14 protein-coding genes, 1 tRNA gene and 1 rRNA gene are annotated in these 25497 nt (G+C 70.6%); 4 read left to right on the forward strand and 12 right to left on the reverse strand.

The genetic code is table 11. The annotated features are described in order from the left end of the window. The first annotated feature begins 28 nt into the window (after nucleotides 1-28). The 3 genes from ACIP6U_RS26145 (at nucleotide 29) to ACIP6U_RS26155 (ending at nucleotide 6810) form a co-directional block, all read left to right on the forward strand. Entirely contained in the window at nucleotides 29-5065 is a 5037-nt protein-coding gene (locus ACIP6U_RS26145; RefSeq protein WP_401722303.1) for an ATP-dependent helicase, read from the forward strand. Between the two features lie 111 nt (nucleotides 5066-5176). Further along, a complete protein-coding gene (locus tag ACIP6U_RS26150) occupies nucleotides 5177-6013 on the forward strand; it encodes an Fpg/Nei family DNA glycosylase (protein WP_401722305.1) in 837 nt (278 codons plus the stop codon). Nucleotides 6014-6045: 32 nt separating this feature from the next. After that, a complete protein-coding gene (locus tag ACIP6U_RS26155) occupies nucleotides 6046-6810 on the forward strand; it encodes an SDR family NAD(P)-dependent oxidoreductase (protein WP_401722307.1) in 765 nt (254 codons plus the stop codon). On the opposite strand, the gene ACIP6U_RS26160 is transcribed toward ACIP6U_RS26155, so the two are convergent. From ACIP6U_RS26160 to ACIP6U_RS26200, 9 genes are all read right to left on the reverse strand, one after another. Continuing rightward, nucleotides 6758-7036, reverse strand: coding sequence for a hypothetical protein (locus ACIP6U_RS26160; RefSeq protein ID WP_401722309.1), 279 nt, complete (start codon nucleotides 7034-7036; stop codon nucleotides 6758-6760). The genes ACIP6U_RS26155 and ACIP6U_RS26160 overlap by 53 nt on opposite strands. A gap of 273 nt (nucleotides 7037-7309) precedes the next feature. Next, nucleotides 7310-7684, reverse strand: coding sequence for a helix-turn-helix transcriptional regulator (locus ACIP6U_RS26165; RefSeq protein WP_123997328.1), 375 nt, complete (start codon nucleotides 7682-7684; stop codon nucleotides 7310-7312). A 109-nt stretch (nucleotides 7685-7793) separates the two neighbouring features. Then, nucleotides 7794-8339, reverse strand: a complete 546-nt coding sequence (locus tag ACIP6U_RS26170; RefSeq protein ID WP_401722312.1) for a CinA family protein — start codon at nucleotides 8337-8339, stop codon at nucleotides 7794-7796. Beyond that, nucleotides 8336-9181 carry a CDP-diacylglycerol--glycerol-3-phosphate 3-phosphatidyltransferase gene (gene pgsA / locus ACIP6U_RS26175; protein ID WP_401722314.1) on the reverse strand — a complete coding sequence of 282 codons (846 nt, stop codon included), beginning with the start codon at nucleotides 9179-9181 and terminating at the stop codon, nucleotides 8336-8338. The genes ACIP6U_RS26170 and pgsA overlap by 4 nt, the downstream gene beginning before the upstream one ends. Next, nucleotides 9178-10665 (reverse strand): 30S ribosomal protein S12 methylthiotransferase RimO, encoded by a 1488-nt coding sequence (rimO, locus tag ACIP6U_RS26180; protein ID WP_401722316.1) that lies wholly within the window; start codon nucleotides 10663-10665, stop codon nucleotides 9178-9180. Before rimO ends, pgsA begins: the two co-directional genes overlap by 4 nt. A 110-nt stretch (nucleotides 10666-10775) precedes the next feature. Next, nucleotides 10776-11618, reverse strand: coding sequence for a helix-turn-helix domain-containing protein (locus tag ACIP6U_RS26185; RefSeq protein ID WP_401722322.1), 843 nt, complete (start codon nucleotides 11616-11618; stop codon nucleotides 10776-10778). A 258-nt stretch (nucleotides 11619-11876) separates the two neighbouring features. After that, nucleotides 11877-14579, reverse strand: coding sequence for a DNA translocase FtsK (locus ACIP6U_RS26190; protein ID WP_401722325.1), 2703 nt, complete (start codon nucleotides 14577-14579; stop codon nucleotides 11877-11879). 123 nt (nucleotides 14580-14702) lie between these two features. Next, nucleotides 14703-15386: a two-component system response regulator gene (locus ACIP6U_RS26195; RefSeq protein ID WP_401722327.1), complete on the reverse strand. Its 684-nt coding sequence runs from the start codon at nucleotides 15384-15386 to the stop codon at nucleotides 14703-14705. A gap of 244 nt (nucleotides 15387-15630) precedes the next feature. Continuing rightward, nucleotides 15631-21087: a HAMP domain-containing protein gene (locus tag ACIP6U_RS26200; RefSeq protein WP_401722330.1), complete on the reverse strand. Its 5457-nt coding sequence runs from the start codon at nucleotides 21085-21087 to the stop codon at nucleotides 15631-15633. Between the two features lie 378 nt (nucleotides 21088-21465). On the opposite strand from ACIP6U_RS26200, the gene ACIP6U_RS26205 reads away from it, so the two are divergent. Continuing rightward, nucleotides 21466-24219 carry a SpoIIE family protein phosphatase gene (locus ACIP6U_RS26205; RefSeq protein ID WP_401722333.1) on the forward strand — a complete coding sequence of 918 codons (2754 nt, stop codon included), beginning with the start codon at nucleotides 21466-21468 and terminating at the stop codon, nucleotides 24217-24219. A 50-nt stretch (nucleotides 24220-24269) separates the two neighbouring features. On the opposite strand, the gene ACIP6U_RS26210 is transcribed toward ACIP6U_RS26205, so the two are convergent. The 3 genes from ACIP6U_RS26210 to rrf all read right to left on the reverse strand — a co-directional run bounded on the left by ACIP6U_RS26210 (nucleotide 24270) and on the right by rrf (nucleotide 25334). Next, nucleotides 24270-24345: transfer RNA gene (locus ACIP6U_RS26210), tRNA-Thr, on the reverse strand. A 95-nt stretch (nucleotides 24346-24440) separates the two neighbouring features. Further along, nucleotides 24441-25103 carry a DegT/DnrJ/EryC1/StrS family aminotransferase gene (locus tag ACIP6U_RS26215; RefSeq protein ID WP_401722375.1) on the reverse strand — a complete coding sequence of 221 codons (663 nt, stop codon included), beginning with the start codon at nucleotides 25101-25103 and terminating at the stop codon, nucleotides 24441-24443. A 114-nt stretch (nucleotides 25104-25217) separates the two neighbouring features. Continuing rightward, a 5S ribosomal RNA gene (gene rrf / locus ACIP6U_RS26220) occupies nucleotides 25218-25334 on the reverse strand. Between the last annotated feature and the right edge of the window lie 163 nt (nucleotides 25335-25497).

Below are 25497 nucleotides of genomic sequence, written 5' to 3' on the forward strand. Positions count from 1 at the left end.
TGTCAGTCCCTGGGTGCAGGATGGACGCATGGTCAGCTCCGCACATCGAGCCCTGGACGGCTTCTCCCCCGCGACCCGCGGCTGGTTCACGGGGGCCTTCAGCGCGCCGACCGCGGCCCAGTCGGGCGCGTGGCAGGCCATCCAGGAAGGCTCGGACGTGCTGGTGGTGGCCCCCACCGGCTCCGGCAAGACCCTGGCCGCCTTCCTGGCCGCCCTGGACCAACTGACCTCCACACCCCCGCCCGCCGACCCCAGAAAACGCTGCCGCGTCCTGTACGTCTCCCCCCTCAAGGCCCTCGCGGTGGACGTGGAGCGCAACCTCCGCAGCCCCCTGACCGGCATCCGCCAGGAATCCGTACGCCTGGGCCTGCCCGAGCCGGAGGTCAAGGTCGGCATCCGGTCCGGCGACACCCCGCCCGCCGAGCGCCGGTCCCTGGCCACCCGCCCCCCGGACATCCTGATCACCACCCCGGAATCCCTGTTCCTGATGCTGACGTCGGCCACCCGCGACGCGCTGACCGGCATCGAGACGGTGATCCTGGACGAGGTCCACGCGGTGGCCGGCACCAAGCGAGGTGCCCACCTGGCCCTCACCCTGGAGCGCCTGGACGAGATCCTCCCGAAGCCGGCCCGCCGCATCGGCCTCTCGGCGACGGTCCGCCCGGTGGACGAGGTCGCCCGCTACCTCTCTCCCCAGCGCAAGGTGGAGATCGTCCAGCCGAAGTCGGGCAAGGAGTTCGACCTCTCGGTGGTCGTCCCGGTCGAGGACCTGGGCGAACTGGGCGGCTCCCCGGTGGCCGACGCCTCCGACAACTCCGGTGCAGCCGAGCGCCCCTCGATCTGGCCGCACGTCGAGGAGCGCATCACCGACCTGGTCCAGGCCCACCGCTCGACGATCGTCTTCGCGAACTCCCGCCGCCTGGCGGAGCGCCTGTGCAACCGCCTCAACGAGATCGCGTACGAGCGTGCCACCGGCGAGTCCCTGGACGAGCACCACTCCCCCGCCGAGCTGATGGGCGGCTCGGGCGCGGCCCAGGGCGCCCCGCCGGTCATCGCACGCGCCCACCACGGCTCGGTCTCCAAGGAGCAGCGCGCCCTGGTCGAGGAGGACCTCAAGGCAGGCCGCCTCCCGGCCGTGGTCGCCACCTCCAGCCTCGAACTCGGCATCGACATGGGCGCCGTGGACCTGGTGATCCAGGTCGAGTCCCCGCCCTCCGTCGCCTCCGGCCTGCAACGCGTGGGCCGAGCGGGCCACCAGGTCGGCGCGGTCTCCACCGGCGTGGTCTTCCCCAAGTACCGCGGCGACCTCGTCCAGGCCGCCGTCGTCACCGAGCGCATGCGCACCGGCTCCATCGAGTCCCTCAGGGTCCCCGCCAACCCCCTGGACGTCCTGGCCCAGCAGCTCGTCGCGATGACCGCCCTGGACACCTGGCAGGTCGACGACCTCCTCGCCACGGTCCGCCGTGCCGCGCCCTTCGCCTCGCTCCCCGAGTCCGCCTTCACCGCCGTACTGGACATGCTCGCGGGCCGCTACCCGTCCGACGCGTTCGCCGAGCTGCGCCCGCGCGTGGTGTGGGACCGCGTCGCCGGCACGGTCACCGGCCGCCCCGGCGCCCAGCGCCTCGCGGTGACCTCCGGGGGCACGATCCCGGACCGCGGCCTGTTCGGCGTCTTCCTGGCCGGCTCGGACCCCAAGAAGGGCGGCGGCCGGGTCGGCGAGCTCGACGAGGAGATGGTCTACGAGTCGCGCGTGGGCGACGTCTTCACCCTCGGCACGAGTTCCTGGCGCATCGAGGACATCACCCGCGACCGCGTCCTGGTCTCCCCCGCACCCGGCGTACCCGGCCGGCTCCCCTTCTGGAAGGGCGACCAGCTCGGCCGCCCGCTCGAACTGGGCCGCGCGGTGGGCCAGTTCCTGCGCGAGGTCGGCTCGCTGCCCAAGGAGGACGCCCGTCTGCGCCTCCTCGCCGCGGGCCTGGACACCTGGGCGTCGGACAACGTCATCTCGTACCTCGACGAGCAGCGCGAGGCCTGCGGTCACATTCCGGACGACCGCACGATCGTCGTCGAGCGCTTCCGCGACGAGCTGGGCGACTGGCGCGTCGTCGTGCACTCCCCCTTCGGCGCCCAGGTCCACGCCCCCTGGGCCCTCGCCCTCGGCGCCAAGCTCTCCGAGCGCTACGGCATGGACGCCCAGGTCATGCACGCCGACGACGGCATCGTCCTGCGCCTGCCGGACGCCGACCTGATGAGCCTGGACCTCCTCGACCAGGAGCCCATGAAGGCAGGCACGGAGTACGACGCCGAACAGGCCCCCGTCGGCGCGGCGGACGTCGTCTTCGACAAGGGCGAGGTCGACCAGATCGTCACCGACCAGGTCGGCGGCTCGGCCCTCTTCGCGGCCCGCTTCCGCGAGTGCGCCGCGCGCGCGTTGCTGCTCCCGCGCCGCAGCCCCGGCAAGCGCACCCCGCTGTGGCAGCAGCGCCAGCGGGCCTCCCAACTGCTCCAGGTGGCCAGCGAGTTCGGCTCGTTCCCGATCGTCCTGGAGGCGGTCCGCGAGTGCCTCCAGGACGTCTTCGACGTCCCCGGGCTCGTCGAGCTGATGGGCGACCTGGAGTCCCGCAAGGTCCGCCTGGTAGAGGTCACCACCCCCGAACCGTCCCCGTTCGCCCGCTCCCTCCTCTTCGGATACGTCGCCCAGTTCCTGTACGAGGGCGACTCGCCGCTCGCCGAGCGCCGCGCCGCCGCCCTGTCGCTGGACTCCAGGCTGCTGGCCGAGCTGCTGGGCCAGGCGGAGCTGCGCGAGCTGCTGGACGCCGAGGTGCTGACCGAGCTGGAGCGCGAGCTCCAGTGGCTCACCGAGGACCGGCGCATCAAGGACGCCGAGGGCGTCGCGGACCTGCTCCGGATGCTCGGCCCGCTGACGGATGCCGAGTTGGCCGAGCGGGGCGCCGAGCCGCAGTGGGCGCAGGACCTGGCCGGTGCCCGCCGAGTGATCAAGGTCCGGATCGCCGGCACCGACCACTGGGCGGCGATCGAGGACGCGGGCCGTCTGCGCGACGCCCTCGGCACGGCGCTGCCGGTCGGCGTCCCGGAAGCCTTCACGGAACCGGTCAAGGACCCCCTCGGCGACCTCCTCGCCCGGCACGCGCGCACCCACGGCCCGTTCACGTCGGCCACCGCGGCGGGCCGCTTCGGCCTGGGCGTGGCGGTCACCGACGGCGCCCTCCAGCGGCTGGCGGCGGCCGGCCGGGTCGTCCAGGGCGAGTTCCATCCGGCCGGCATCGGCCAGGAGTGGTGCGACGCGACCGTGCTGCGCCGACTGCGCCGCCGCTCGCTGGCCGCGCTGCGGCACGAGCTGGAGCCGGTGGCACCCGCCGCGCTCGCCCAGTTCCTCCCGCAGTGGCAGCACATCGGCAAGGGACACGGGCTGCGCGGCATCGACGGACTGGTGCGCGCGCTCGAGCAGTTGCAGGGCGCCTCCGTACCCGCCTCCGCCCTGGAGAAGCTGGTCCTCCCGTCCCGCGTCGCGAACTACACGCCCGCGATGCTGGACGAGCTGACCGCCGCGGGCGAGGTCGTCTGGGCCGGCGCCGGCGCCCTCCCCGGCAAGGACGGCTGGATCTCCCTGTACGCGGCGGACGCGGCCCCGCTGCTCCTCCCGCCGCCCCACCCCCTGGAGCTGACGGCACTGCACCAGTCCGTCCTGGACATCCTCTCCGGGGGCTACGGCCTGTTCTTCCGCCAGATCGCCGACCAGGTCCGCGCGACGACCCACCCGGACGTCACCGATCCCCAACTGGCGGACGTCGTCTGGGACCTGGCCTGGTCCGGACGGCTCACGAACGACACGCTGGCGCCCATGCGCTCCCTGCTGGGCTCGGGCCGCACCGCGGGCTCCACGGCCCACCGCGCCAAGCGCACGGTCCCGCGCGGCCGTTACGGCTCGCTCACCGCCGCCGCCCGCCCGGCCTCCCGCAGCGGCCCGCCCACGGTCGCCGGCCGCTGGTCCCTGCTCCCCGCGCGCGACGCCGACCCGACGGTCCGCGCACACGCCCTGGCCCGCACCCTCCTCGACCGGCACGGCGTGGTCACCCGGGGCGCCGTCGCCGCGGAGGGCGTCGAGGGCGGCTTCTCGGCGACGTACCGCATCCTGTCCGTCTTCGAGGAGAGCGGTCAGGCCCGGCGCGGCTATGTGGTGGAGGGGCTGGGCGCGGCCCAGTTCGCGATGGACGGCGCGGTGGACCGCCTCCGCGCGGTGTCGAACGCCCGCGACCGGGGCGAGCCCGTGCCGCCACGTCCCATCGCGGACGACTTCCCGTCCCCGGACTGGCCACCGCCATCACAGTCGCCACGGTCGGACGACTTCCCCCAGCCCTTCGACGCGAAAAACGCCGCCTTCGACCTCTCCGACCTCGACGACGGCTTCGGCGACGGCTTCAGTGCCGACTCCAAGGGCGGCGGCAAGGACGGCTTCGACGACAACTTCGCCTTCCCGCCCACTCCCGCCCCCAGGTCCCGCGACGAGTACGTCTCCCCCCGCGACCTGGCCTCCCCCGGCGCAGGAGGCCCACGAGGCGGCACCGGCTCGTACGCCGCACAGGGCTCCTACGGCTCGCACGGCCCAGGCGGGTCCGCCTTCCCGGGCCACCGCTCCCGCCCCGCCGCCCCCGACTCCCGCGCCGTCGTCCTGGCCGCCGCCGACCCCGCGAACGCATACGGCGCGGCTCTCCCCTGGCCGGAGCCTCCGACCGGTGCGAGCCACAAGGCCGGCCGCAAGGCGGGTTCCCTGGTCGTCCTGGTCGACGGCGAGCTGACGCTCTACATGGAGCGCGGCGGCAAGACCCTGCTGGCCTGGCCGACCGAGCCGGACAGCATTGCCAACGAGGACCCCCGCCTCCAGCAGGCCGCGACAGCCCTGGCCGCGGCCGCCCGCGCGGGCTCCCTGGGCACGGTCACCGTGGAGCGGATCAACGGCGCCTCCGCCCTCACCTCCCCCATCGGCACCCTCCTGGAAGGAGCCGGCTTCATCGCCACCCCCCGCGGCCTGCGCCTACGCGCGTGAACACCCCAGCACCTACGCGCGTGATCACCCAGCCCCACTCCGACCCGCACCCCCGGCCCCTCCCTGTCACCGCCCCGCCCCGTCACCACGCACCCGTGCCACCCTTGACCCATGCCCGAAGGTGACACGGTCTGGCAGGCGGCGAGGCGGCTGCACACCGCCCTCGCGGGCAGGGTGCTGACCCGTAGCGACCTCCGCGTCCCCAAGTACGCCACGGCCGATCTCACCGGCCGTACCGTCCTGGACGTCACCCCGCGCGGCAAGCACCTCCTCACCCGCGTCGAAGGCGGCCTGACCCTCCACACGCACCTGCGGATGGACGGCTCCTGGAAGGTCTACGAGCACGGCAGGCGCTGGAGCGGCGGCCCCGCCCACCAGATCCGCGTGATCCTCGGCACCGCCGAGAACACGGCCGTCGGCTACCGCCTCCCCGTCCTGGAGCTCCTGCGCACCGCCGACGAGCAGCGCGCCGTCGGCCACCTCGGCCCCGACCTCCTGGGCCCCGACTGGGACCCGGACCTGGCTCTCGCCAACCTCCTCGCGGACCCCGCCCGCCCCCTCGGGGAGGCCCTGCTGGACCAGCGCAATCTCGCCGGCATCGGCAACGTCTACAAGAGCGAGCTCTGCTTCCTGCTCGGCGCCACGCCCTGGCTCCCGGTAGGCGCGCTGCCCGCCGCCCGTGCCGCGAAGCTCCCGGCGCTGGCCAAGAAGCTGCTCGAGTTCAACCGCGACCGCCCGGTCCGCAGCACGACGGGCCGCCGCGGCCAGGACCTGTTCGTCTACGGCCGCGCACCCCGCCCCTGCCTGCGCTGCCGGACCTCCGTCCGCGTGGCCGACCAGGGCGACGGCTCCCGCGAGCGCCCCACCTACTGGTGCCCCACGTGCCAGACCGGCCCGGCGCCGACAGCCACCGCGTCTCGCGGAACTCCACGCCGTACAGCCAATTGACGACCCGTCAGAAACCCTCGTACCGTCCCTTCATGCCCCTCAAGGCGTACGACCTCACCGGACGCACCGCATTCGTCACCGGGGCCGCCGGCGGTATCGGCCGCGCCTCGGCCGTGCTGCTCGCCGAGGCGGGCGCCGTCGTCCACTGCGCGGACCGGGACGAACACGGCCTGCACGAGACGGCGACCCTGATCAAGGACGCCGGCGGCACCGCCCGCACCCACCACCTCGACGTCACCGACCGGGCGCAGCTGCGGCAGGCCGTCGAGTCCTGCGAGCGGCTGGACGTGATGGCCGCCATCGCCGGGATCATGCACAGCAGCACGGTCCTGGAGACCCTGGACGAAGATCTCGACCGCGTGCTCGCCGTCAACTTCAAGGGGGTGCTGTACGCCTGCCAGGAGGCGGCCCGCCGGATGCTCGACGGGAAGAACGGCGGCAGCATCGTCACCATGGCCTCGGGCGCCGTCGACACCGGCCGCCCCGGCCTGCTCTGCTACGGCGCGGCCAAGGCGGCCGTGGTCCAGCTGACGAAGACCCTCGCCAACGAGGTCGGCCGGCACGGCATCCGCGTCAACGCGGTCGCGCCGGGCTTCATCCGCACGCCGATGACCGCGCGTCACGAGGCCGAGGAACAGGCACAGACCGAGGCCGTGATGGCCCGGATGGCGCCGCTCGGCCGGGTCGGCGAGGCGGAGGACGTCGCGCACACGGTGCTCTACCTGGCCTGCGACGCGTCGGCCTTTACAACGGGCCAGATCCTGCGTCCGAACGGCGGAGTGGCGATGCCGTGGTGACCTGAGCGCCCCGCCAGGCCGCCCGCCACCGGCCCGCCCCGAGCGCCCCCGCGGCCCGCGCCCTCGGCACACAGTGCACCGGCAGCAGACTCAGCCCCCACCCACCGGCGGCGACCGCCCCTTCCAGCACCCCGGCATCGGGCGCCAGCACGAGCCGCAGCACGGCCCACCACCACAGCGCGCCGAGTCCCAGCGCAGCCCCCCAGCGCACTATCCGCACCGCCATGGCCGCCACCTCCAGCCCGACGCTAGACCCGCGCCGTCACCCGCCAGAAGGGCGCATCGACGGCACACGGACGCATCACACGCCTCAACCATGACCGCACCGGACCACCCCGGCAAACGGACCGATGCGGCCGCGCACGGCACCGCGCAGATCCCGGAAACGCGAAAACCCCGACCGCGCCTCTCCGAACTTCTCCGGAGAAGCCCCTGGTCGGGGCTCGCACACTTCTTCGGCGCCGGTCAGCGCCTGATCAGCCGTGCACCAGCGTGAGCGTCACGCGGCGACGACGTCGACCGCCTCGGCGGGCGCCTTGATGGTGACCCGTTCCGGTGGCACACCCGCCACCGAGACGGAACCCAGCCTCGGGCGAACCGGCGTGGGTACGGGCTCGGGGGCCGCGGCGGACCGGGCCAGTTCGGCGAGAGCGAGCTCGTCGCTCACTTCCCGCATGAGTTCGGACATCCGTACGTCCAACGCGTCGCAGATGGCGGAGAGCAGCTCGGAAGACGCCTCCTTCTGCCCCCGCTCCACCTCGGAGAGATAGCCGAGTGAGACTCGGGCGGACGAGGAGACTTCGCGCAGAGTACGGCCCTGGCGCTGGCGCTGCCGACGCAGCACGTCACCCAGCAGGCGACGGAGCAGAATCATCGGTGGCTCCCTCCTCGGACCGCGTAGCCGCATCCTTCACGCCCCACCGTACCGCCTTGCGCCGCGGCCGTGCGGGGAGCGATGTCGTGTTCACTCAGGGCTGCAAACATCAAAACCCCCCGTTCTGTTCCGTATCCTGTGCCCGCTCATTCCCGGTGTGTTCGCTCACGAGCTCCGCCAGAAGCAGTGCGAGTACGCTCCGTACACTCTCTCTACGAATTTCCTCACGGTCGCCGTTCAACCGCAGGGCCTCTACTTTTCCGCCACCGGCGGAACCGGAATGGACCGTGAAAGGCCCGTCCACGGCCACGAAAACCGTCCCGACGGGCTTGCCGTCCTGCGGCTGAGGCCCCGCGACACCGGTGGTCGCGATGCCCCAGTCGGCGCCGAGCGCCTTGCGCACTCCGGCCGCCATCTGGGCCGCGACCTGCGGATCCACCGCCCCGCGCTGTGCCAGCAGGGCGGCGTCGACACCCAGTACGTCGTGCTTCAGCTCGGTGGCGTAGGCCGTCACCGAGCCGCGGAAGGCCTTGGACGCCCCGGGGACGGATGTGATGTCCGCCGCGACCAGCCCACCGGTCAGCGACTCGGCGACCGCGAGGGTCCAGCCCTTCACTGTCAGTAGTCGCACCACGTCGGCGGCCGGAGAACTCACGCTTCCGCCTCCTCCAACGCGGCCTTGCGCTCGGCGATTCCCTGCCGGCGCAGCACAATGGCCTGTCTCACATAGTCGAGCCCGGTCACCACGGTCAGGACGACGGCCGCGGCCATCACCCAGAACCGCAGGGTGGCCAGCCAGCCCGTCAGCGCGAGGACGTACATCCCGACGGCCACGCCCTGGGTGAGGGTCTTGAGCTTGCCGCCCCGGCTCGCGGGAATGACGCCGTAGCGGATGACCAGGAAACGCAGCAGGGTGATCCCGAGTTCCCTGCCGAGGATGACGATCGTGACCCACCAGGGCAGATCACCCAGCGAGGAGAGACAGATCAGCGCCGCCCCCATGATCGCCTTGTCGGCGATGGGGTCGGCGATCTTCCCGAAGTCGGTGACGAGGTCGTACGTCCGGGCGATGTGCCCGTCGAACAGGTCGGTGATCATGGCGATCGCGAACGCCGCCCAGGCGAACGCCCGCCATGCCGGGTCGTACCCGCCGTCGGCCAGCATCAGGGCGACGAAGCCGGGGACGAGGACCAGCCGGAGCATGGTCAGCAGGTTGGCGATGTTCCAGACGCTGGCCTCGTTGACGGCCGCGGCGGCCAGCTTGCCGCCCCGCACCGGCTTCACGTCGGCCTCGGACGAGGCACCGGTTTCGGACGCGACCGCGGGCTTGCCGTCGGACACGGCGTACGCCACGGCCTCGGGCAGCGACTCGGGCACCGATGGGGAGACGGACACGGATTCGGACTCGGGATCGGAGAGGGCGCCGGACGCCGCGCTCGCCGGCGCACCCTGCGCGCCGGAGGAGCCGTTCGCCGCCGATGCCGGCACTCCGGTCATCTGTCCGCCTCCTCACTACAGTCGAGCGAGCCCGCCAGCGGCTCGGCCACGAGGTCGACACCTTCCGTACCGACCACCTTGGCCTCGACGATACGGCCGACGCTCAGCCCCGCGCCGCTCGTGAGCAGCACCTGGCCGTCCGTCTCGGGCGCCTGGTGCGTGCCGCGCCCGTACACGCCCTCGTCGTCCACGGACTCCACGAGCACGTGCACGGTCTCACCCAGGCGCTCCTCGGCGCGCTGCGAGACGAGTTCCTCGGCGAGCCGCGAGACACGGGCCAGCCGCTCGGCGACGACGTCCTCGGGGAGCTTGTTCTCGTAGCCGGCCGCCTCCGTGCCGTCCTCGTCGGAGTAGCCGAAGACGCCGATGGCGTCCAGCCGCGCGCCGTTCAGGAACCGCTCCAGCTCGGCCAGGTCGGCCTCGCTCTCGCCGGGGAAGCCCACGATGAAGTTGGAGCGCACGCCGGCCTGCGGGGCCTTGGAGCGGATCGTGCCGAGCAGCTCCAGGAAGCGGTCGGTGTCGCCGAAGCGGCGCATGGCGCGCAGCACGCCGGGGGCGGAGTGCTGGAAGGAGAGGTCGAAGTACGGGGCCACCTTGGGCGTCGAGGTCAGTACGTCGATGAGGCCGGGCCGCATCTCGGCCGGCTGGAGGTAGCTGACGCGCACGCGCTCGATGCCGTCGACGTCGGCGAGTTCGGGCAGGAGCGACTCAAGGAGGCGGATGTCGCCCAGGTCCTTGCCGTAGGACGTGTTGTTCTCGGAGACCAGCATGACCTCCTTGACGCCCTGCTCGGCCAGCCAGCGCGTCTCGTTGAGCACGTCGCTGGGGCGGCGGGAGATGAAGGAGCCGCGGAAGGACGGGATGGCGCAGAAGGAGCAGCGCCGGTCGCAGCCGGAGGCGAGCTTCACCGAGGCGACCGGGGCGCCGTCCAGGCGGCGGCGCAGGGGCGCGCGCGGGCCGGACGCCGGGGCGAGGCCCTCCGGGAGGTCGGCGGGGGCCACCGGCGCGGCCGGGCCGTGTCCGGGCAGCGCGACGTCGGCGGCCGATTCCTGACGCTGTGCCGGGCTGATCGGGAGCAGCTTGCGGCGGTCGCGCGGGGTGTGGGAGGCGTGGATGCCGCCGTTCAGGATGGTCTGGAGGCGGTCGGAGATGTCCGCGTAGTCGTCGAAGCCGAGCACGCCGTCGGCCTCGGGGAGGGCTTCGGCGAGGTCCTTGCCGTACCGCTCGGCCATGCAGCCCACCGCCACCACGGCCTGGGTTCTGCCGTGCCCCTTGAGGTCGTTGGCCTCCAGGAGGGCGTCGACGGAGTCCTTCTTGGCGGCGTCGACGAAGCCGCACGTGTTGACGACGGCCACGTCCGCGTCCGCGGCGTCCTCGACGAGGTCCCAGCCGTCCGCCTCCAAGCGGCCTGCGAGCTCCTCCGAGTCCACCTCGTTACGGGCGCAGCCAAGGGTGACGAGTGCGACGGTACGGCGTTCAGGCATGGGCTCAAGACTACTTCGTCCCACTGACACCCCACGTCGACGGGGCTGGCGATCATCGCCAGCCCCGCAAGAACACGCATCAGGTCACGCTCGACGGCAGGACCGCCGTTCTAACCGACCTGCGGATCGCCCTTCGTATACGTCAGGCGCTCCACCGCGCCCGGCTGGAAGTCGTCCTCGATCTTCTTGCCGTTGACGAACAGCTGGATCGCGCCCGCGTCACCGAGGACGAGGTTGATCTTGTCGCTGTCCTGGAAGGTCTTGGAGTCGCCCTGTTCCAGCAGGCCGTCGAAGAGCAGCCGGCCGTTGTGGTCCTTGGCCGAGATCCAGCTGCGTCCGTCGGCGGCGCTGACCTGGACGGTCACCTTGTCCTGGGGCGCGGCCGCGATGGCACTGTCGGAGGGGTCGCTCTTGGGGTTCTCGGAGGGGGTCTTCTTGGGAGTGGGTGAGGCCGACTTGCTGACCGTGGGCGTGGAGCCCTCGGCCACCTGCGTCTTGGCACCGTCGTCGTCGCCGCCCTTGAAGGCGGTGAAGCCGACGAAGCCGATCACGGCGACGATCGCGGCGACCATCGCCGCGGTCCAGTTGGGCCCGCGCCGCTCGGGGCGGATGCGCTCCGCCTCGAAGAGCGGGGCCGCCGGCGTCGGGGCCGGACGGCCGCCGCCGTGCGCCTCGCTGAACTGCTCGAGCAGCGGTGCGGGGTCGATGTGGACGGCCTTGGCCAGGGTCCGGATGTGCCCGCGCGCGTAGACGTCTCCGCCACAGGGGGCGAAGTCGTCCGCCTCGATGGCGTGGACGATGGCGATACGGACTCGGGTGGCGTTGCTGACATCGTCGACGGTGAGCCCGGCCGCGATGCGCGCCTGCTGAAGGGCGCGGCCGATGGAGGGGCGGGCTTCCTCGCGATCGTCTTCGAACGGACGCTCGTCTTCAGGAGAGTTGCCGATGGACACGGGGGCGCCTTTCGAGCGTTTAAGCCACCTGTGCTGGAGGTTCAGTCTAGGGGGGGTACGAAAGGGTGGGGCAACCGGGCGGTGGGACTTTGTAGCCCATCGGTATGGCCGGACACGCCGATGGCGGGGGTACTTCCTGCTTGCTTCCCTCAACTTGACGTACGCCGAAGGGAAACGGTTGCTCAATGATCCCTTACGGGTGGATCACGATCGAACATCGGTGACCGCACCCGGCTGGGAACGCGTACCGGACTCCCCTTACGCCTCCCCGCGGATCACCGCGAGCACACCATCCAGCTCATCACCCTTCACAAGAACGTCACGTGCCTTGGAGCCCTCGCTCGGTCCGACGATCCCCCGGGACTCCATCAGGTCCATGAGCCGCCCGGCCTTGGCGAAGCCGACGCGCAGCTTGCGCTGGAGCATGGACGTCGACCCGAACTGGGTGGAGACCACCAGCTCGGCCGCCTGGCACAGCAGGTCGAGGTCGTCGCCGATCTCCTCGTCGATCTCCTTCTTCTGCTTGGTGCCCACGGTGACGTCGTCCCGGAAGACGGGCGCCATCTGGTCCTTGCAGTGCTGGACGACGACCGCGACCTCCTCCTCGGTCACGAAGGCGCCCTGCATACGCGTGGGCTTGTTCTGACCCATCGGCAGATACAGCCCGTCACCCTTGCCGATGAGCTTCTCGGCGCCGGGCTGGTCCAGGATGACGCGGCTGTCGGCGAGCGAGGAGGTGGCGAAGGCGAGGCGCGAGGGCACGTTCGCCTTGATCAGACCGGTGACGACGTCGACGGAGGGCCGCTGGGTCGCGAGCACCAGGTGGATGCCGGCCGCGCGCGCGAGCTGCGTGATGCGCACGATCGAGTCCTCGACGTCACGCGGGGCCACCATCATCAGGTCGGCGAGCTCGTCGACGATCACCAGCAGGTACGGGTAGGTCTTGAGCTCCCGCTCGCTGCCCTCGGGCGTCTTGAGCTTGCCGTCGCGGATGGCCTGGTTGAAGTCGTCGATGTGCCGGTAGCCGAACGCCGCGAGGTCGTCGTAGCGCAGGTCCATCTCGCGTACGACCCACTGGAGCGCCTCGGCGGCCCGCTTCGGGTTGGTGATGATCGGCGTGATCAGGTGCGGGATGCCCTCGTACGCGGTCAGCTCGACGCGCTTGGGGTCGACGAGGACCATGCGGACGTCCTCGGGGGTCGCGCGGACCATGATCGACGTGATCAGGCAGTTGATGCAGGACGACTTGCCGGAACCGGTGGCTCCGGCGACCAGGACGTGCGGCATCTTCGCCAGGTTGGCCATCACATAGCCGCCCTCGACGTCCTTGCCGAGCGCCACGAGCATGGGGTGGTCGTCCTCGGCGGCGGCCGCCAGGCGGAGCACGTCACCCAGGTTGACCATCTCGCGGTCGGTGTTCGGGATCTCGATGCCGACCGCGGACTTGCCGGGGATCGGCGAGATGATCCGGACGTCGGGGCTGGCGACGGCGTACGCGATGTTCTTGGTGAGCGCGGTGATCCGCTCGACCTTCACGGCGGGGCCCAGCTCCACCTCGTAGCGCGTGACCGTCGGCCCGCGCGTGAAGCCGGTGACGGCCGCGTCGACCTTGAACTCGGCGAAGACGTTGGTGAGCGAGGCGACGACCGCGTCGTTGGCGGCGGAGCGCGCCTTGCCGGGGCCGCCGCGCGTGAGGAGGTCGAGGGAGGGCAGCGAGTACGTGATGTCGCCGGAGAGCTGGAGCTGCTCGGCGCGTGGCGGCAGGTCGCCCGGGGTCTCGGGCGCGGGCTTGGTGAGGTCGGCGACCTCCACCTTCAGCTTCTCCTGCTTGGGCCGCGCGGCCGGCACCGGCGTCGGGGTGGGCGTCGTCTCCTCCCGGTCCCCCACGCGCACGCCCTGGGTGAGGTCGGCGACGATCGGCGAGGGCGGCATCCCGTGCAGCACGGCCCCGTCGAGCGCGGCGGCGGCGGCCGCGGCGACGTCCACGGCGTCCATGGGCCGGTTCATGTCGGGCTGCTGCACGGCGGAGCGCCTGGGGCGGCCACGACGCTTGGAGAGGGCCTCCTGCTCCGCACTGTCGGGGTCGTACGCCTCCTGGCCGGAACCGCGCTTACGCGCGCGTGCCGGCAGCGCCTCGCGCCACTGCTCGTCGTAGCGCTGCTCGTCGTCCTCGGTGAACTCGTCCTCTTCGAGCTCCGGCGCGTGCACGACACCGAGCTTCACACCGAGCAGCCGCAGCCGCTGCGGGATGGCGTTGACCGGCGTGGCCGTCACCACGAGCAGCCCGAAGACGGTCAGCAGCACGAGCAGCGGTACGGCCAGCACCTCGCCCATGGTGTACGTCAGCGGGGTCGCCGCGCCCCAGCCGATGAGACCGCCGGCGTCCCTTATGGCCTGCATGCCGTCGCTGCGCGCGGGCGCGCCGCACGCGATGTGGACCTGGCCGAGCACGCCGATGACGAGCGCGGACAGCCCGATCACGATGCGGCCGTTGGCATCGGGCTTCTCGGGGTGCCGGATGAACCGCACCGCGATGACCGCGAGCAGTATCGGCACGAGCAGGTCGAGGCGGCCGAAGGCGCCGGTCACCAGGATCTCGACGAGGTCGCCGACCGGTCCGCGCAGATCGGCCCAGGTGCCCGCGGCGACGATCAGGGCGATGCCGAGCAGCAGCAGCGCGACCCCGTCCTTGCGGTGCGCCGGGTCGAGGTTCTTCGCGCCGTTCCCTATGCCGCGGAACACCGCGCCCACGGAGTGCGCCAGGCCCAGCCAGACGGCGCGTACGAGCTTGTAGATGCCCCCGGTCGGGCTCGGCGCGGGCTTCGGCGGCGCGGCTTTCTTGGCCGCCGCCTTCCTGGCGGGCGCCTTCTTCGCCGGGGGCTTCTTCGCAGCGGCCTTCTTCGCCGGAGCCGCCGCCTTCTTCGCGGGCTGCTTCTTGGCAGCGGAGGGACGTGAGGCCATAGGTGTGAGGTTACCGTCGGAGACGACAAGGGACACGTGTGCCCACTGCTTCACCCGTTCGTGTCGCCCTTGGGTATACGCGGAACTGACGCGTCCTCATCCGCAACTGTGCCGCGCGCGGCGTCAGTTCTGTGAAGGCACCGTCGACGTGTTCCCGGCGCCCGGCTCCAGGGCGTCCAGCGCCCGCCGCAGACCGGTGAGTTTGCGTTCGAGATGGGCCGCCGTGGCCACCGCCGCCGCGTCCGCCGAATCGTCGTCGAGCTGCTTGGACAGCGCCTCGGCCTGCTCCTCGACCGCCGCGAGCCGCGCCGACAGCTCGGCGAGCAGAGACGCCGGCTCCTTCGTGTCGCCGACCGCGGCCTTGCCGCCGCCGCCCTCCAACTGGAGCCGCAGCAGCGCCGCCTGCTCCCGCAGTTGGCAGTTCTTCATGTACAGCTCGACGAAGACCGAGACCTTCGCACGCAGCACCCACGGGTCGAACGGCTTGGAGATGTAGTCGACCGCGCCCGCCGCGTATCCGCGGAAGGTGTGGTGCGGCCCATGGTTGATCGCGGTGAGGAAGATGATCGGGATGTCCCGGGTCCGCTCCCGCCGCTTGATGTGCGCGGCCGTCTCGAATCCGTCCATACCCGGCATCTGCACGTCCAGCAGAATGACCGCGAAGTCGTCCGTGAGCAGTGCCTTGAGTGCTTCCTCCCCGGACGATGCCCGCACCAGTGTCTGATCGAGCGCGGAGAGGATGGCCTCCAGCGCCAGCAGATTCTCCGGCCGGTCATCGACCAGGAGGATCTTGGCCTTCTGCACCATGGCCCGCCCTCCTCGCCCCGGATGTGCACCGGGCGCCGCCCCTGGGGACGACTCCCTTTCGCCGCCCGTCCTTGTGCCGGTCATCGTAGCCGTACCCCGCCCGTCGCCACACCCTGTCACCGCGATGTCACTGTGCACGTAGCAGAAACGCAGCGGGAGACCAGAAGGTTCCCCGCTTCCCGTACTTCTACACCGCTCCGGGCACACTGAGTCAGCAACTCCGTGTGAACATCAAAGGTTCCCCTCACTCCCCTCGCATCCACTGATCCATCACAGCCAGCAGATGATCGGGATCGACCGGCTTGGTGACGTAGTCGGAGGCGCCCGACTCGATGGCCTTCTCCCGGTCGCCCTTCATCGCCTTCGCGGTCAGCGCGATGATCGGCAGACCCGCGAACTGCGGCATCCGCCGGATGGCGTTCGTCGTGGCGTACCCGTCCATCTCCGGCATCATGATGTCCATCAGGACGACCGCCACGTCGTCGTGCTGCTCCAGCACCTCGATGCCCTCGCGCCCGTTCTCCGCGTACAGCACCGACAACCCGTGCTGCTCCAACACGCTGGTCAACGCGAACACGTTGCGGATGTCGTCGTCGACGATCAGCACCTTCTGCCCGGCGAAGCGGATGTTGCGGTGCGGCTGGAGCACCGCGCTCGGCTCCAGGGCCGTACGCGGCTCCAGGGCGCCGTTGCGGTACTCGGTGTCGAGCCCCGGCCGCCGGCGGCGCCGGAAGAGCGCGGCGGCCCCGTTCTGGGTCTCCTGGTACGACTTCACCTCGGCCGGCGTCTCGATCGCCGACTCGGTGAGCTGGGCCAGGTCCGCCGCGGCCACCAGATCGCTGGCCCCGAGGGCCGGCATCGGCTGCTGGTAGCCCTGCGGCGGCAGTTCGCTGGGGTGCAGCGGCAAATACAGCGTGAACGTGGAGCCGCGGCCCGGTTCGCTCTGCGCGTGGATCTCGCCGCCGAGCAGCTGGGCGATCTCCCGGGAGATCGACAACCCCAGGCCCGTACCGCCGTACTTGCGGCTGGTCGTGCCGTCCGCCTGCTTGAACGCCTCGAAGATCACCCGCATCTTGCTGGCCGCGATGCCGATCCCGGTGTCGGTCACCGAGAACGCGATCAGGTCGGCGTCCGCGTCCCGCAGCGAACCGGCCTCCAGCAACTGCTCCCGGATCGACGCCGGTGTGTCCGCGCCGGCCGGCCTGATCACCAGCTCCACCGCCCCGGAGTCGGTGAACTTCACCGCGTTGGACAGCAGGTTGCGCAGCACCTGGAGGAGGCGCTGCTCGTCGGTGTGCAGCGTGGCCGGCAGCTCGGGCGAGACCCGGACCGACAGATCCAGGCCCTTCTCCGCGGTCAACGGCCGGAAGGTGGCCTCCACGTAGTCGACGAGCTGGACCAGGGCGATGCGCGTCGGGGAGACGTCCATCTTGCCCGCCTCGACCTTGGAGAGGTCGAGGATGTCGTTGATCAGCTGGAGCAGGTCGGATCCCGCTCCGTGGATGGTCTCGGCGAACTCGACCTGCTTGGGCGTGAGGTTGGCGTCCGCGTTGTCGGCGAGCAGCTTGGCCAGGATCAGCAGCGAGTTGAGCGGCGTACGCAGCTCGTGGGACATGTTGGCCAGGAACTCGCTCTTGTAGCGCATGGAGACCGCGAGTTGCTCGGCGCGCTCCTCCAGGACCTGCCGCGCCTCCTCGATCTCGGTGTTCTTCACCTCGATGTCGCGGTTCTGCTGGGCCAACAGCTCGGCCTTGTCCTCCAGTTCGGCGTTGGACGCCTGGAGGGCCTTCTGCCGGTTCTCCAACTCGGCCGACCGCTCCCGGAGTTGCTCGGTCAGCTCCTGCGACTGCTTCAGCAGCTGCTCCGTCTTGGTGTTGACGGAGATCGTGTTGACGCTGGTCGCGATCATCTCGGCGATCTGGTTGAGGAAGTCCTTCTGGATCTGCGTGAAGGGCGTGAAGGAGGCCAGCTCGATGACGCCGAGCACCTGGCCCTCGAACAGCACCGGAAGGACGATCACCTGCGCGGGCGGCGCCTCACCGAGCCCCGAGGAGATCTTCAGATAGCCGCTGGGCGCGTTCTCCACGAGGATCGTGCGCTTCTCCTGCGCGGCCGTCCCGATCAGCGCCTCACCCGGCCTGAACGACGTCGGCATGGAGCCCATGGAGTAGCCGTACGACCCGAGCATGCGCAGCTCGTACGCCTCCTCGCCCTCCGCGTCCGCCAGGGGCATCGCGACGAAGAACGCGCCGTGCTGGGCGGAGACCACCGGCGTCAGCTCGCTCATGATCAGCGAGGCCACGTCCTGCATGTCGCGGCGGCCCTGCATCAGCGCGGAGATGCGGGCGAGGTTGCCCTTGAGCCAGTCCTGCTCCTTGTTGGCGATGGTGGTGTCGCGCAGGTTGGCGATCATCTTGTTGATGTAGTCCTGGAGTTCCTGGATCTCCCCGGACGCGTCCACGTCGATCTTCAGGTTCAGGTCGCCGCGGGTCACCGCGGTCGCCACGCGCGCGATGGCACGTACCTGCCGGGTCAGGTTCCCGGCCATCTCGTTCACCGACTCGGTGAGGTCGCGCCAGGTGCCGTCGACGTCACGCACGCGTGCCTGGCCGCCCAGTTGCCCCTCGGTGCCCACCTCGCGGGCGACTCGGGTGACCTCCTCCGCGAAGGAGGACAGCTGGTCGACCATCGTGTTGATGGTCGTCTTGAGTTCGAGGATCTCCCCGCGCGCGTCGATGTCGATCTTCTTGGTGAGATCGCCCTTGGCGATGGCGGTGGTGACCATGGCGATGTTGCGCACCTGACCGGTCAGGTTGGACGCCATCTGGTTCACCGACTCGGTGAGGTCCTTCCACGTGCCGGCCACGCCGGGCACCCGCGCCTGCCCGCCCAGGATGCCGTCCGTACCCACCTCGCGAGCCACCTTGGTGACCTGTTCGGCGAACGAACTCAGCGTCTTCACCATGGTGTTGATGGTGTCGGCGAGCTGCGCGACCTCGCCGCGCGCCTCGATCGTCACCGTCCGGGTCAGGTCACCGTTGGCGACGGCCGCGGCGACCTGCGAGATGTTCCGCACCTGCACGGTCAGGTTCTTGGCCATCAGGTTGACGTTGCCGCTGAGGTCCTTCCAGATGCCCGTGATGCCGGGCACGTGCGCCTGGCCGCCCAGGATGCCCTCGGTGCCCACCTCGCGCGCCACCCGGGTCACCTGCTCGGCGAAGGACGACAGCTGGTCGACCATCGTGTTGACGGTGGTGACGAGTTCGAGGATCTCGCCCTTCGCGTCGACGGTGACCTTCTTCGACAGGTCGCCCTTGGCGACCGCGGTGGTGACCTCGGCGATGTTGCGGACCTGGATGGTCAGGTTGTTCGCCATGAAGTTCACGGACTGGGTGAGGTCCTTCCAGGTGCCGGAGACCCCCTGCACCTCGGCCTGACCGCCCAGTTGGCCCTCCGTGCCCACCTCGCGGGCGACCCGGGTGACCTCCTCCGCGAACGACGACAGCTGGTCGACCATCGTGTTCAGGGTGTTCTTGAGCTCCTGGATCTCCCCGCGCGCGTCCACGGTGATCTTCTGCGACAGGTCACCCCGCGCGACCGCGGTGGCGACCTGGGCGATGTTGCGCACCTGAGCCGTGAGGTTCCCGGCCATGCCGTTCACGGAGTCGGTCAGGTCCCGCCACACACCGGCCACACCCGGCACCTGCGCCTGCCCGCCGAGGCGGCCCTCGGTGCCCACCTCACGGGCCACCCGGGTCACCTGCTCGGCGAACCCGGAGAGCTGGTCGACCATCGTGTTGACGGTGTTCTTCAGCTCCAGGATCTCCCCGCGCGCGTCCACGGTGATCTTCTGCGACAGATCGCCCTGAGCGACCGCGGTGGTCACCTGGGCGATGTTGCGCACCTGGGCGGTGAGGTTGCCCGCCATGCCGTTGACGGAGTCGGTGAGCTCCTTCCACGTACCCGCGACCCCCGGCACGACCGCCTGACCGCCGAGACGGCCCTCCGTGCCCACGTCCCGGGCCATCCGCGTCACCTGGTCGGCGAAGGACGACAGCTGGTCCACCATCGTGTTCACGGTGTTCTTCAGCTGGAGCATCTCGCCGGAGACGTCCACGGTGACCTTCTGCGACAGATCGCCGTTGGCCACCGCCGTCGTCACCTGGGCGATGTTGCGCACCTGCCCGGTGAGGTTGCGGAACGCGGTGTTGACCGAGTCCGTCAGGTCCTTCCACGTACCGGCCGCGCCCGGCACCTGTGCCTGGCCGCCCAGCTCACCCTCGACACCGACTTCACGCGCCACGCGCGTGACCTCGGAACCGAAGGACGACAGCTGGTCCACCATCCCGTTGACGGTGTTCTTCAGCTCCAGCATCTCGCCGGCCACGTCGACCGTGACCTTCTGGGACAGGTCACCGCTGGCCACGGCCGTGGTCACCGCGGCGATGTCCCGCACCTGCGTGGTGAGGTTGCGGAAGACCGTGTTGACGGAGTCCGTCAGGTCCTTCCAGGTACCGGCCGCGCCCGGCACGTTCGCCTGGCCGCCCAGCTGCCCCGCGGCGCCGACCTCGTTGGCCACGCGCGTGACCTCGTCCGCGAAGATCCGCAGCGTCTCGGTCATCTGGTTGATGGTGTCCGCGAGCTGCGCGATCTCACCGCGCGCCGACACGGTCACCTTCTGCGAGAGGTCACCGTTGGCGACCGCCGTGGTCACCTGGGCGATCCCGCGCACCTGGGCCGTCAGGTTGCCGGCCATGAGGTTCACCGAATCGGTGAGGTCCTTCCACACGCCGGCCACACCCGGCACCTGCGCCTGCCCGCCGAGCTCGCCCTCGGTGCCCACCTCGCGCGCGACTCGCGTCACCTCGGAGGAGAAGGACGACAGCTGGTCCACCATCGTGTTGACGGTGTTCTTGAGCTCCAGCATCTCGCCGGCGACATGAACCGTGACCTTGCGCGACAGGTCGCCCTTCGCGACCGCCGTCGTCACCAGCGCGATGTCCCGCACCTGAGCCGTCAGCCGGTACGCCATCGTGTTGACGGAGTCCGTGAGGTCCTTCCACGAACCCGACATGCCACGCACGCGTGCCTGGCCGCCCAGCTTGCCCTCGGTGCCCACCTCGCTGGCCACGCGCGTGACCTCGTCGGTGAACGTGGAGAGCTGGTCGACGAGGTTGTTGACGGTCCGGCCGACCTTCAGGAACTCGCCGCGCAGCGGATGCCCGGTCCCGTCCGGCGCCTGCGTCCGCAGCTCCATGCGGGGCGACAGATCGCCCTCCGCCACCGCCGACAGCACCCGGCCGACCTCGGAGACGGGTCGTACGAGATCGTCCACGAGCGCGTTCGAGGCGTCCACGGCGGCGGCCCAGGAGCCTTCACCGGCACCCGCCTCCAGCCGTTCGGTGAGCTTGCCCTCACGGCCCACCATGCGCCTTACACGCGACAATTCACCCGTCAAATGGAGATTACGGTCGGCGACCTCATTGAAAACGGCGGCGATCTCCGACATCACGCCGTCGCCGGACACCGTGAGCCGCTTGCGGAAATTCCCGTCCCGCATGGAGACGAGTGCCGTCAGCAACCGATCGAGGGTGGCCGTGTCCACCTCGGTCGTCCCGGCGCGTGGTTTGCGCTGGTTCTTCAGGGACTGTCCGCCTTTCGCGCGCGTCTTAGTGCCCCGCGTCGCTGCGCCAGACTCCACTGTGTCCCTCCCGAAGGGGTCGACCGTTACTGCTGTGCTCGCGTACTACTGTTCGGCGTACCAGTTACTGCTGCATATCTCTGCCCGATGTAATCAGGCCACACCAAGGGCTGCTGCCCGCCGTACAGATATGACACGCAGCGTGCCCGTACCTTCACATGAAGCCTGCCCAGTGTTTCACCCTGTCTGAACCCGGCCATAACAGTTCGGCAGCTTCGCACAGCGTCCGCACACCCTCTGGGCGGAAACACTGCAGACCGGCATCCGCCCGGACGGCGAAGGTAAGTAACCTTGCATGCGGCTGTCCAGCCGCACCGGTCCGTCCGGCCTGGGCGGTGGCACGACAACGAGCGGGCATCGGAGGGGCGGCCGCAACACATGACCACCGGACTGATCCCCGGGGGACAGCCCCCGGACCGTAGGCCGACGGGCGGCCTGCCGCATCAGCGGCACGAGCCGGTCGGCCACGCAGCCCTGCCCGTCGACAACCGGCTGAGGAGTTCTGTGATCACCGCGCGCGCGGCCGCCAGCTTCGAGCCCGTCGGTCGATCGGTAGCGACCGCCCGCTCCTTCGTCCGCGACACCCTCCAGGGCTGGGGTTTCGCCGACATCGTCGACGACGCCGTGGTCCTCACCAGCGAGCTGGTGACCAACGCCGTGGTGCACGCCGGCACCGCCGCCGACGTCCTGTGCCTACGCAGTGACGAAGGCGTACGCATCGAGGTCGCCGACCACTATCCCGAACGCGAGATCCCCCTCCAGGGCCACCCCTCCACCATGGGCAGCCCCGACCGCGAGGGCGGCCGCGGACTCCAGCTGTGCGCGGCCCTCGCCAACCGCTGGGGCGTCGAGTACACGCCCACCCACAAGACGGTCTGGTTCCAACTCGTCCTGCCCGAACGCGCGGTCGGCACGCGCGCGGCGGGCCCGTCCCTGCCCGCCGACCTTCTCCCCCTCGCGGACGGCCGGGTCCGCGTCGCGGTCGTCCAGATCGACCGCGGCGGCGCCATCACCGCCTGGAGCGAGGACGCCGAGGAACTCTTCGGCTACCCCTCCGACCAGGTCACCGGCAAGCCCCTCACCGACCTCGCGGCCTGGCCGCACACCCCGGGCACCAGCACCGGCATCGTGGAGGCACTCCAACTCTCGCGCTGGGAAGGCAGTTACGGCATAAGGGGCGCCGACGGCCGCGTCACCCCGGTCTACGCCTCCCACCTCCGCGTCCGCGACACGGGCGGCGAGCCCTCCACGGTCTGCCTCCTGGTACGCGACCACGAACGGGCCGTCCTGCAGACCCCGTTGCGCATGCCCTCCTCCGACTCGGGCACCTCGCCCGACGGCCAGAGCACGGACCCCTTCGAGGTGTTCATCGGCTCCCCCGCGCCGGACGACCTCGACGGTCTGCTCCAGCGCACGGTGGAACGCGCCCGCGACATGCTCGACGCCGACTCCGCCTTCCTGCTCCTCGCGACCGACGACGAGACCGAGTTGGAGGTCCGCGCCTCCACGGGCCTGCCCTCCGCCCGCCAGCGCTTCGCACGCGTGCCCGTCGAGGCCGGCCCCGGCCGCTACGGCTCGGCCCGCATGCCGGCCGTCCACGACGACCTCACCGCCGTACCCGGCGCCGTCCCACTCCTCAACGGCACGGGCATGCGCTCGGTCGTCACCGTTCCCCTCAAGGTCGAGGGCCGCCTCACCGGCTCCCTCGGCGTGGCCGCCGAGTCGCCCGGCAGATACTCCAACGAAGAGGCCCTGCGCCTCCAATTCGCCGCCGACCGCATCGCGTTGGCCGTCGAGTCGGCCCGCCTCGGCGAACTCGAACGCCTGCGCCGAGGCTCCCTGAGCTTCCTCGTCGAGGCCTCCGACCTCCTCGCCGGCACCCTGGACCGCGACCAGACCCTCGCGCTGATGGCCCAGATGACCGTCCCGACCCTGGCCACCTGGTGCGCCGTCTACACGATCGCGGACCAGGCCTCCGAGCCGTATCTCTCGTACGTCCTGCACGAGGACGAGGAACTCATCGACGGCATCAAGTCGTTGCTGTCGAAGATCTCCCCGCCCGACCCGGTACCGACCCCGGGTGCGCGCGTCTGGTCGAAGCCAGGAGAGGTCGCCCACCAGGCCGCCCTGCGCAGTTCCATGCGCAGCCTCGGCCTCAACGGCGGCCCCAACCGCCAGGTCGCCTCGGGCATCGGCCCGACCCTGGCCACGGCCTCCGCGGTCGGCGGCGAGACGGTCGTCCTGCCCCTCGTGGCCCGCAACCGCGTCATCGGCATGCTGACCCTCGGCAAGCCCACCGACGAACACTTCCGCCAGGAAATCCTCGAACTGGCCGAGGACTTGAGCCGCCGAGCCGCCCTCGCCCTCGACAACGCCCGCCTCTACTCAGAGCGCACAGCCATCAGCCAGTCCCTCCAACGCAGCCTCCTGCCGCCCGAGCTGCCCGAGATTGGCGGCGTCGAGGTCGAGGTCATCTACCGCGCCGCCGGCGAGGGCAACGAGGTCGGCGGCGACTTCTACGATCTCTTCCCGATCAGCGAGGGCGTCTACGGCTTCGCCATCGGCGACGTATGCGGTACGGGCCCGGAGGCGGCCGCGGTCACCGGCCTGGCCCGCCACGCCCTCCGCCTCCTCGCCAGGGAGGGCTTCGGCGGCCCGGCGGTCCTGGAGCGCCTCAACTCCGCCATCCTCGACGAGGGCGCCCGCAGCCGCTTCCTCACGCTCCTCTACGGCGAGCTGCGACCCCAGGCCGACGGCAGCGCGGAACTGAAGGTGGTCTGCGCCGGCCATCCCCTCCCGCTCCGCCTCCGCCAGGACGGCACGGTCGAACCGGCCGCCGAACCCCAGCCGCTCCTCGGCGTCATGGAGGACCTGGAGCTCTACGAGCAGACGGTCACCCTCGACCCGGGCGACGTCCTCCTCTGCGTCACCGACGGCGTCACCGAACGCCGAGAAGGCACCCGCATGTTGGGCGACGACGGCCTCACCGACGTCCTCACGACCTGCACGGGCCTCACAGCCGGCGCGGTCGCCGCCCGCATCATGCGCGCGGTGGAACGCTTCGCGTCGGACGCCCCGTCCGACGACATGGCGATCCTCGCGATGCGCGTCCCGGGCCTCCAGAAGGACTGACCCCGAACACCCAGAAGGCCCCGCCCAATTGGGCGGGGCCTTCTGCTGACTGGAGCCCTCTAACGGAATCGAACCGTTGACCTTCTCCTTACCATGGAGACGCTCTACCGACTGAGCTAAGAGGGCCTGTCACCTTTTCGAGGTTTCCCTCGCGGCGACGAAACAGATCATACCCCGAGCAGGCCCGTGCGCCCAACCGCCGCCGTCCGCCCCCGACTCGGTCAGAAAGCGGGCTGCAACAGTCCCCCGAGCGCATTGCACGCGGACACGATCCGCTGCATCTCACGCTTGGTCAACGAGGCGTCCACCGGCAGCGCGAGCGTCTCGTCGGCGGCCCGCTCGGTCTCCGGCAGAGCCACACATCGCCGGAACTCCGGCAGCCGATGCACAGGCGTCTTCACCGGCACCCGGCACTCAACTCCCCTGCCCCGCACGGCCCGAGCGAAGGCGTCCCGATCCGGCCGCCCGTTCCCCGGCACCCGCACGACGTACTGCTGGTACGTGTGCCCGTCCCCACCATCAGGCGTGCGCACCCCCCGCAGCTTCGCATCGAGATAGGAAGCCCGCTCCCGCCGCTGAGCGATCTCGTCGTACGGCGCCTCGGACTCCCCCTGCTCCAGCACCAACAGCCCGTGCCGCTGCCCGATCCCATGCAGCCGCGCGATGTCGGCCGGCCGTCCGAAGCGGTGTACGACGACGATCGCCGCCGTCCGCGACGTGACGGCCGCCTCCACAGCGGACGCGTCGAGGCAGTACGTCACCGGATGTATGTCGGCGAACACCGGCAGCGCTCCGGCCATCGCAACGGCCTCGGCAACCTCGACGTTCCCGAAGGCCGGCACCACGACTTCGTCACCGAGTCCGACACCGGCGGCCCTGAGCATTGCAGCAGTACCCATGCTTCGGATGGTTGTTGCGCAACGTGAACTTCAAGTAACGCACAACAAAAAAGGGTTGGACCCGGAACCAAAGTTCCGGGTCCAACCCTTTGAATAATTGTTCGGCGGTGTCCTACTCTCCCACAGGGTCCCCCCTGCAGTACCATCGGCGCTGTAAGGCTTAGCTTCCGGGTTCGGAATGTAACCGGGCGTTTCCCTCACGCTATGACCACCGAAACACAATGAAACTGAACTGCCGCACCATACCGTGACCATGGCATGGGGCTGTTCGTGGTTTCAGAACCAACACAGTGGACGCGAGCAACTGAGGACAAGCCCTCGGCCTATTAGTACCGGTCACCTCCACCCATTACTGGGCTTCCAGATCCGGCCTATCAAC

The sequence above is a fragment of the Streptomyces sp. NPDC088794 genome (assembly GCF_044750545.1).
Classification (GTDB): domain Bacteria; phylum Actinomycetota; class Actinomycetes; order Streptomycetales; family Streptomycetaceae; genus Streptomyces.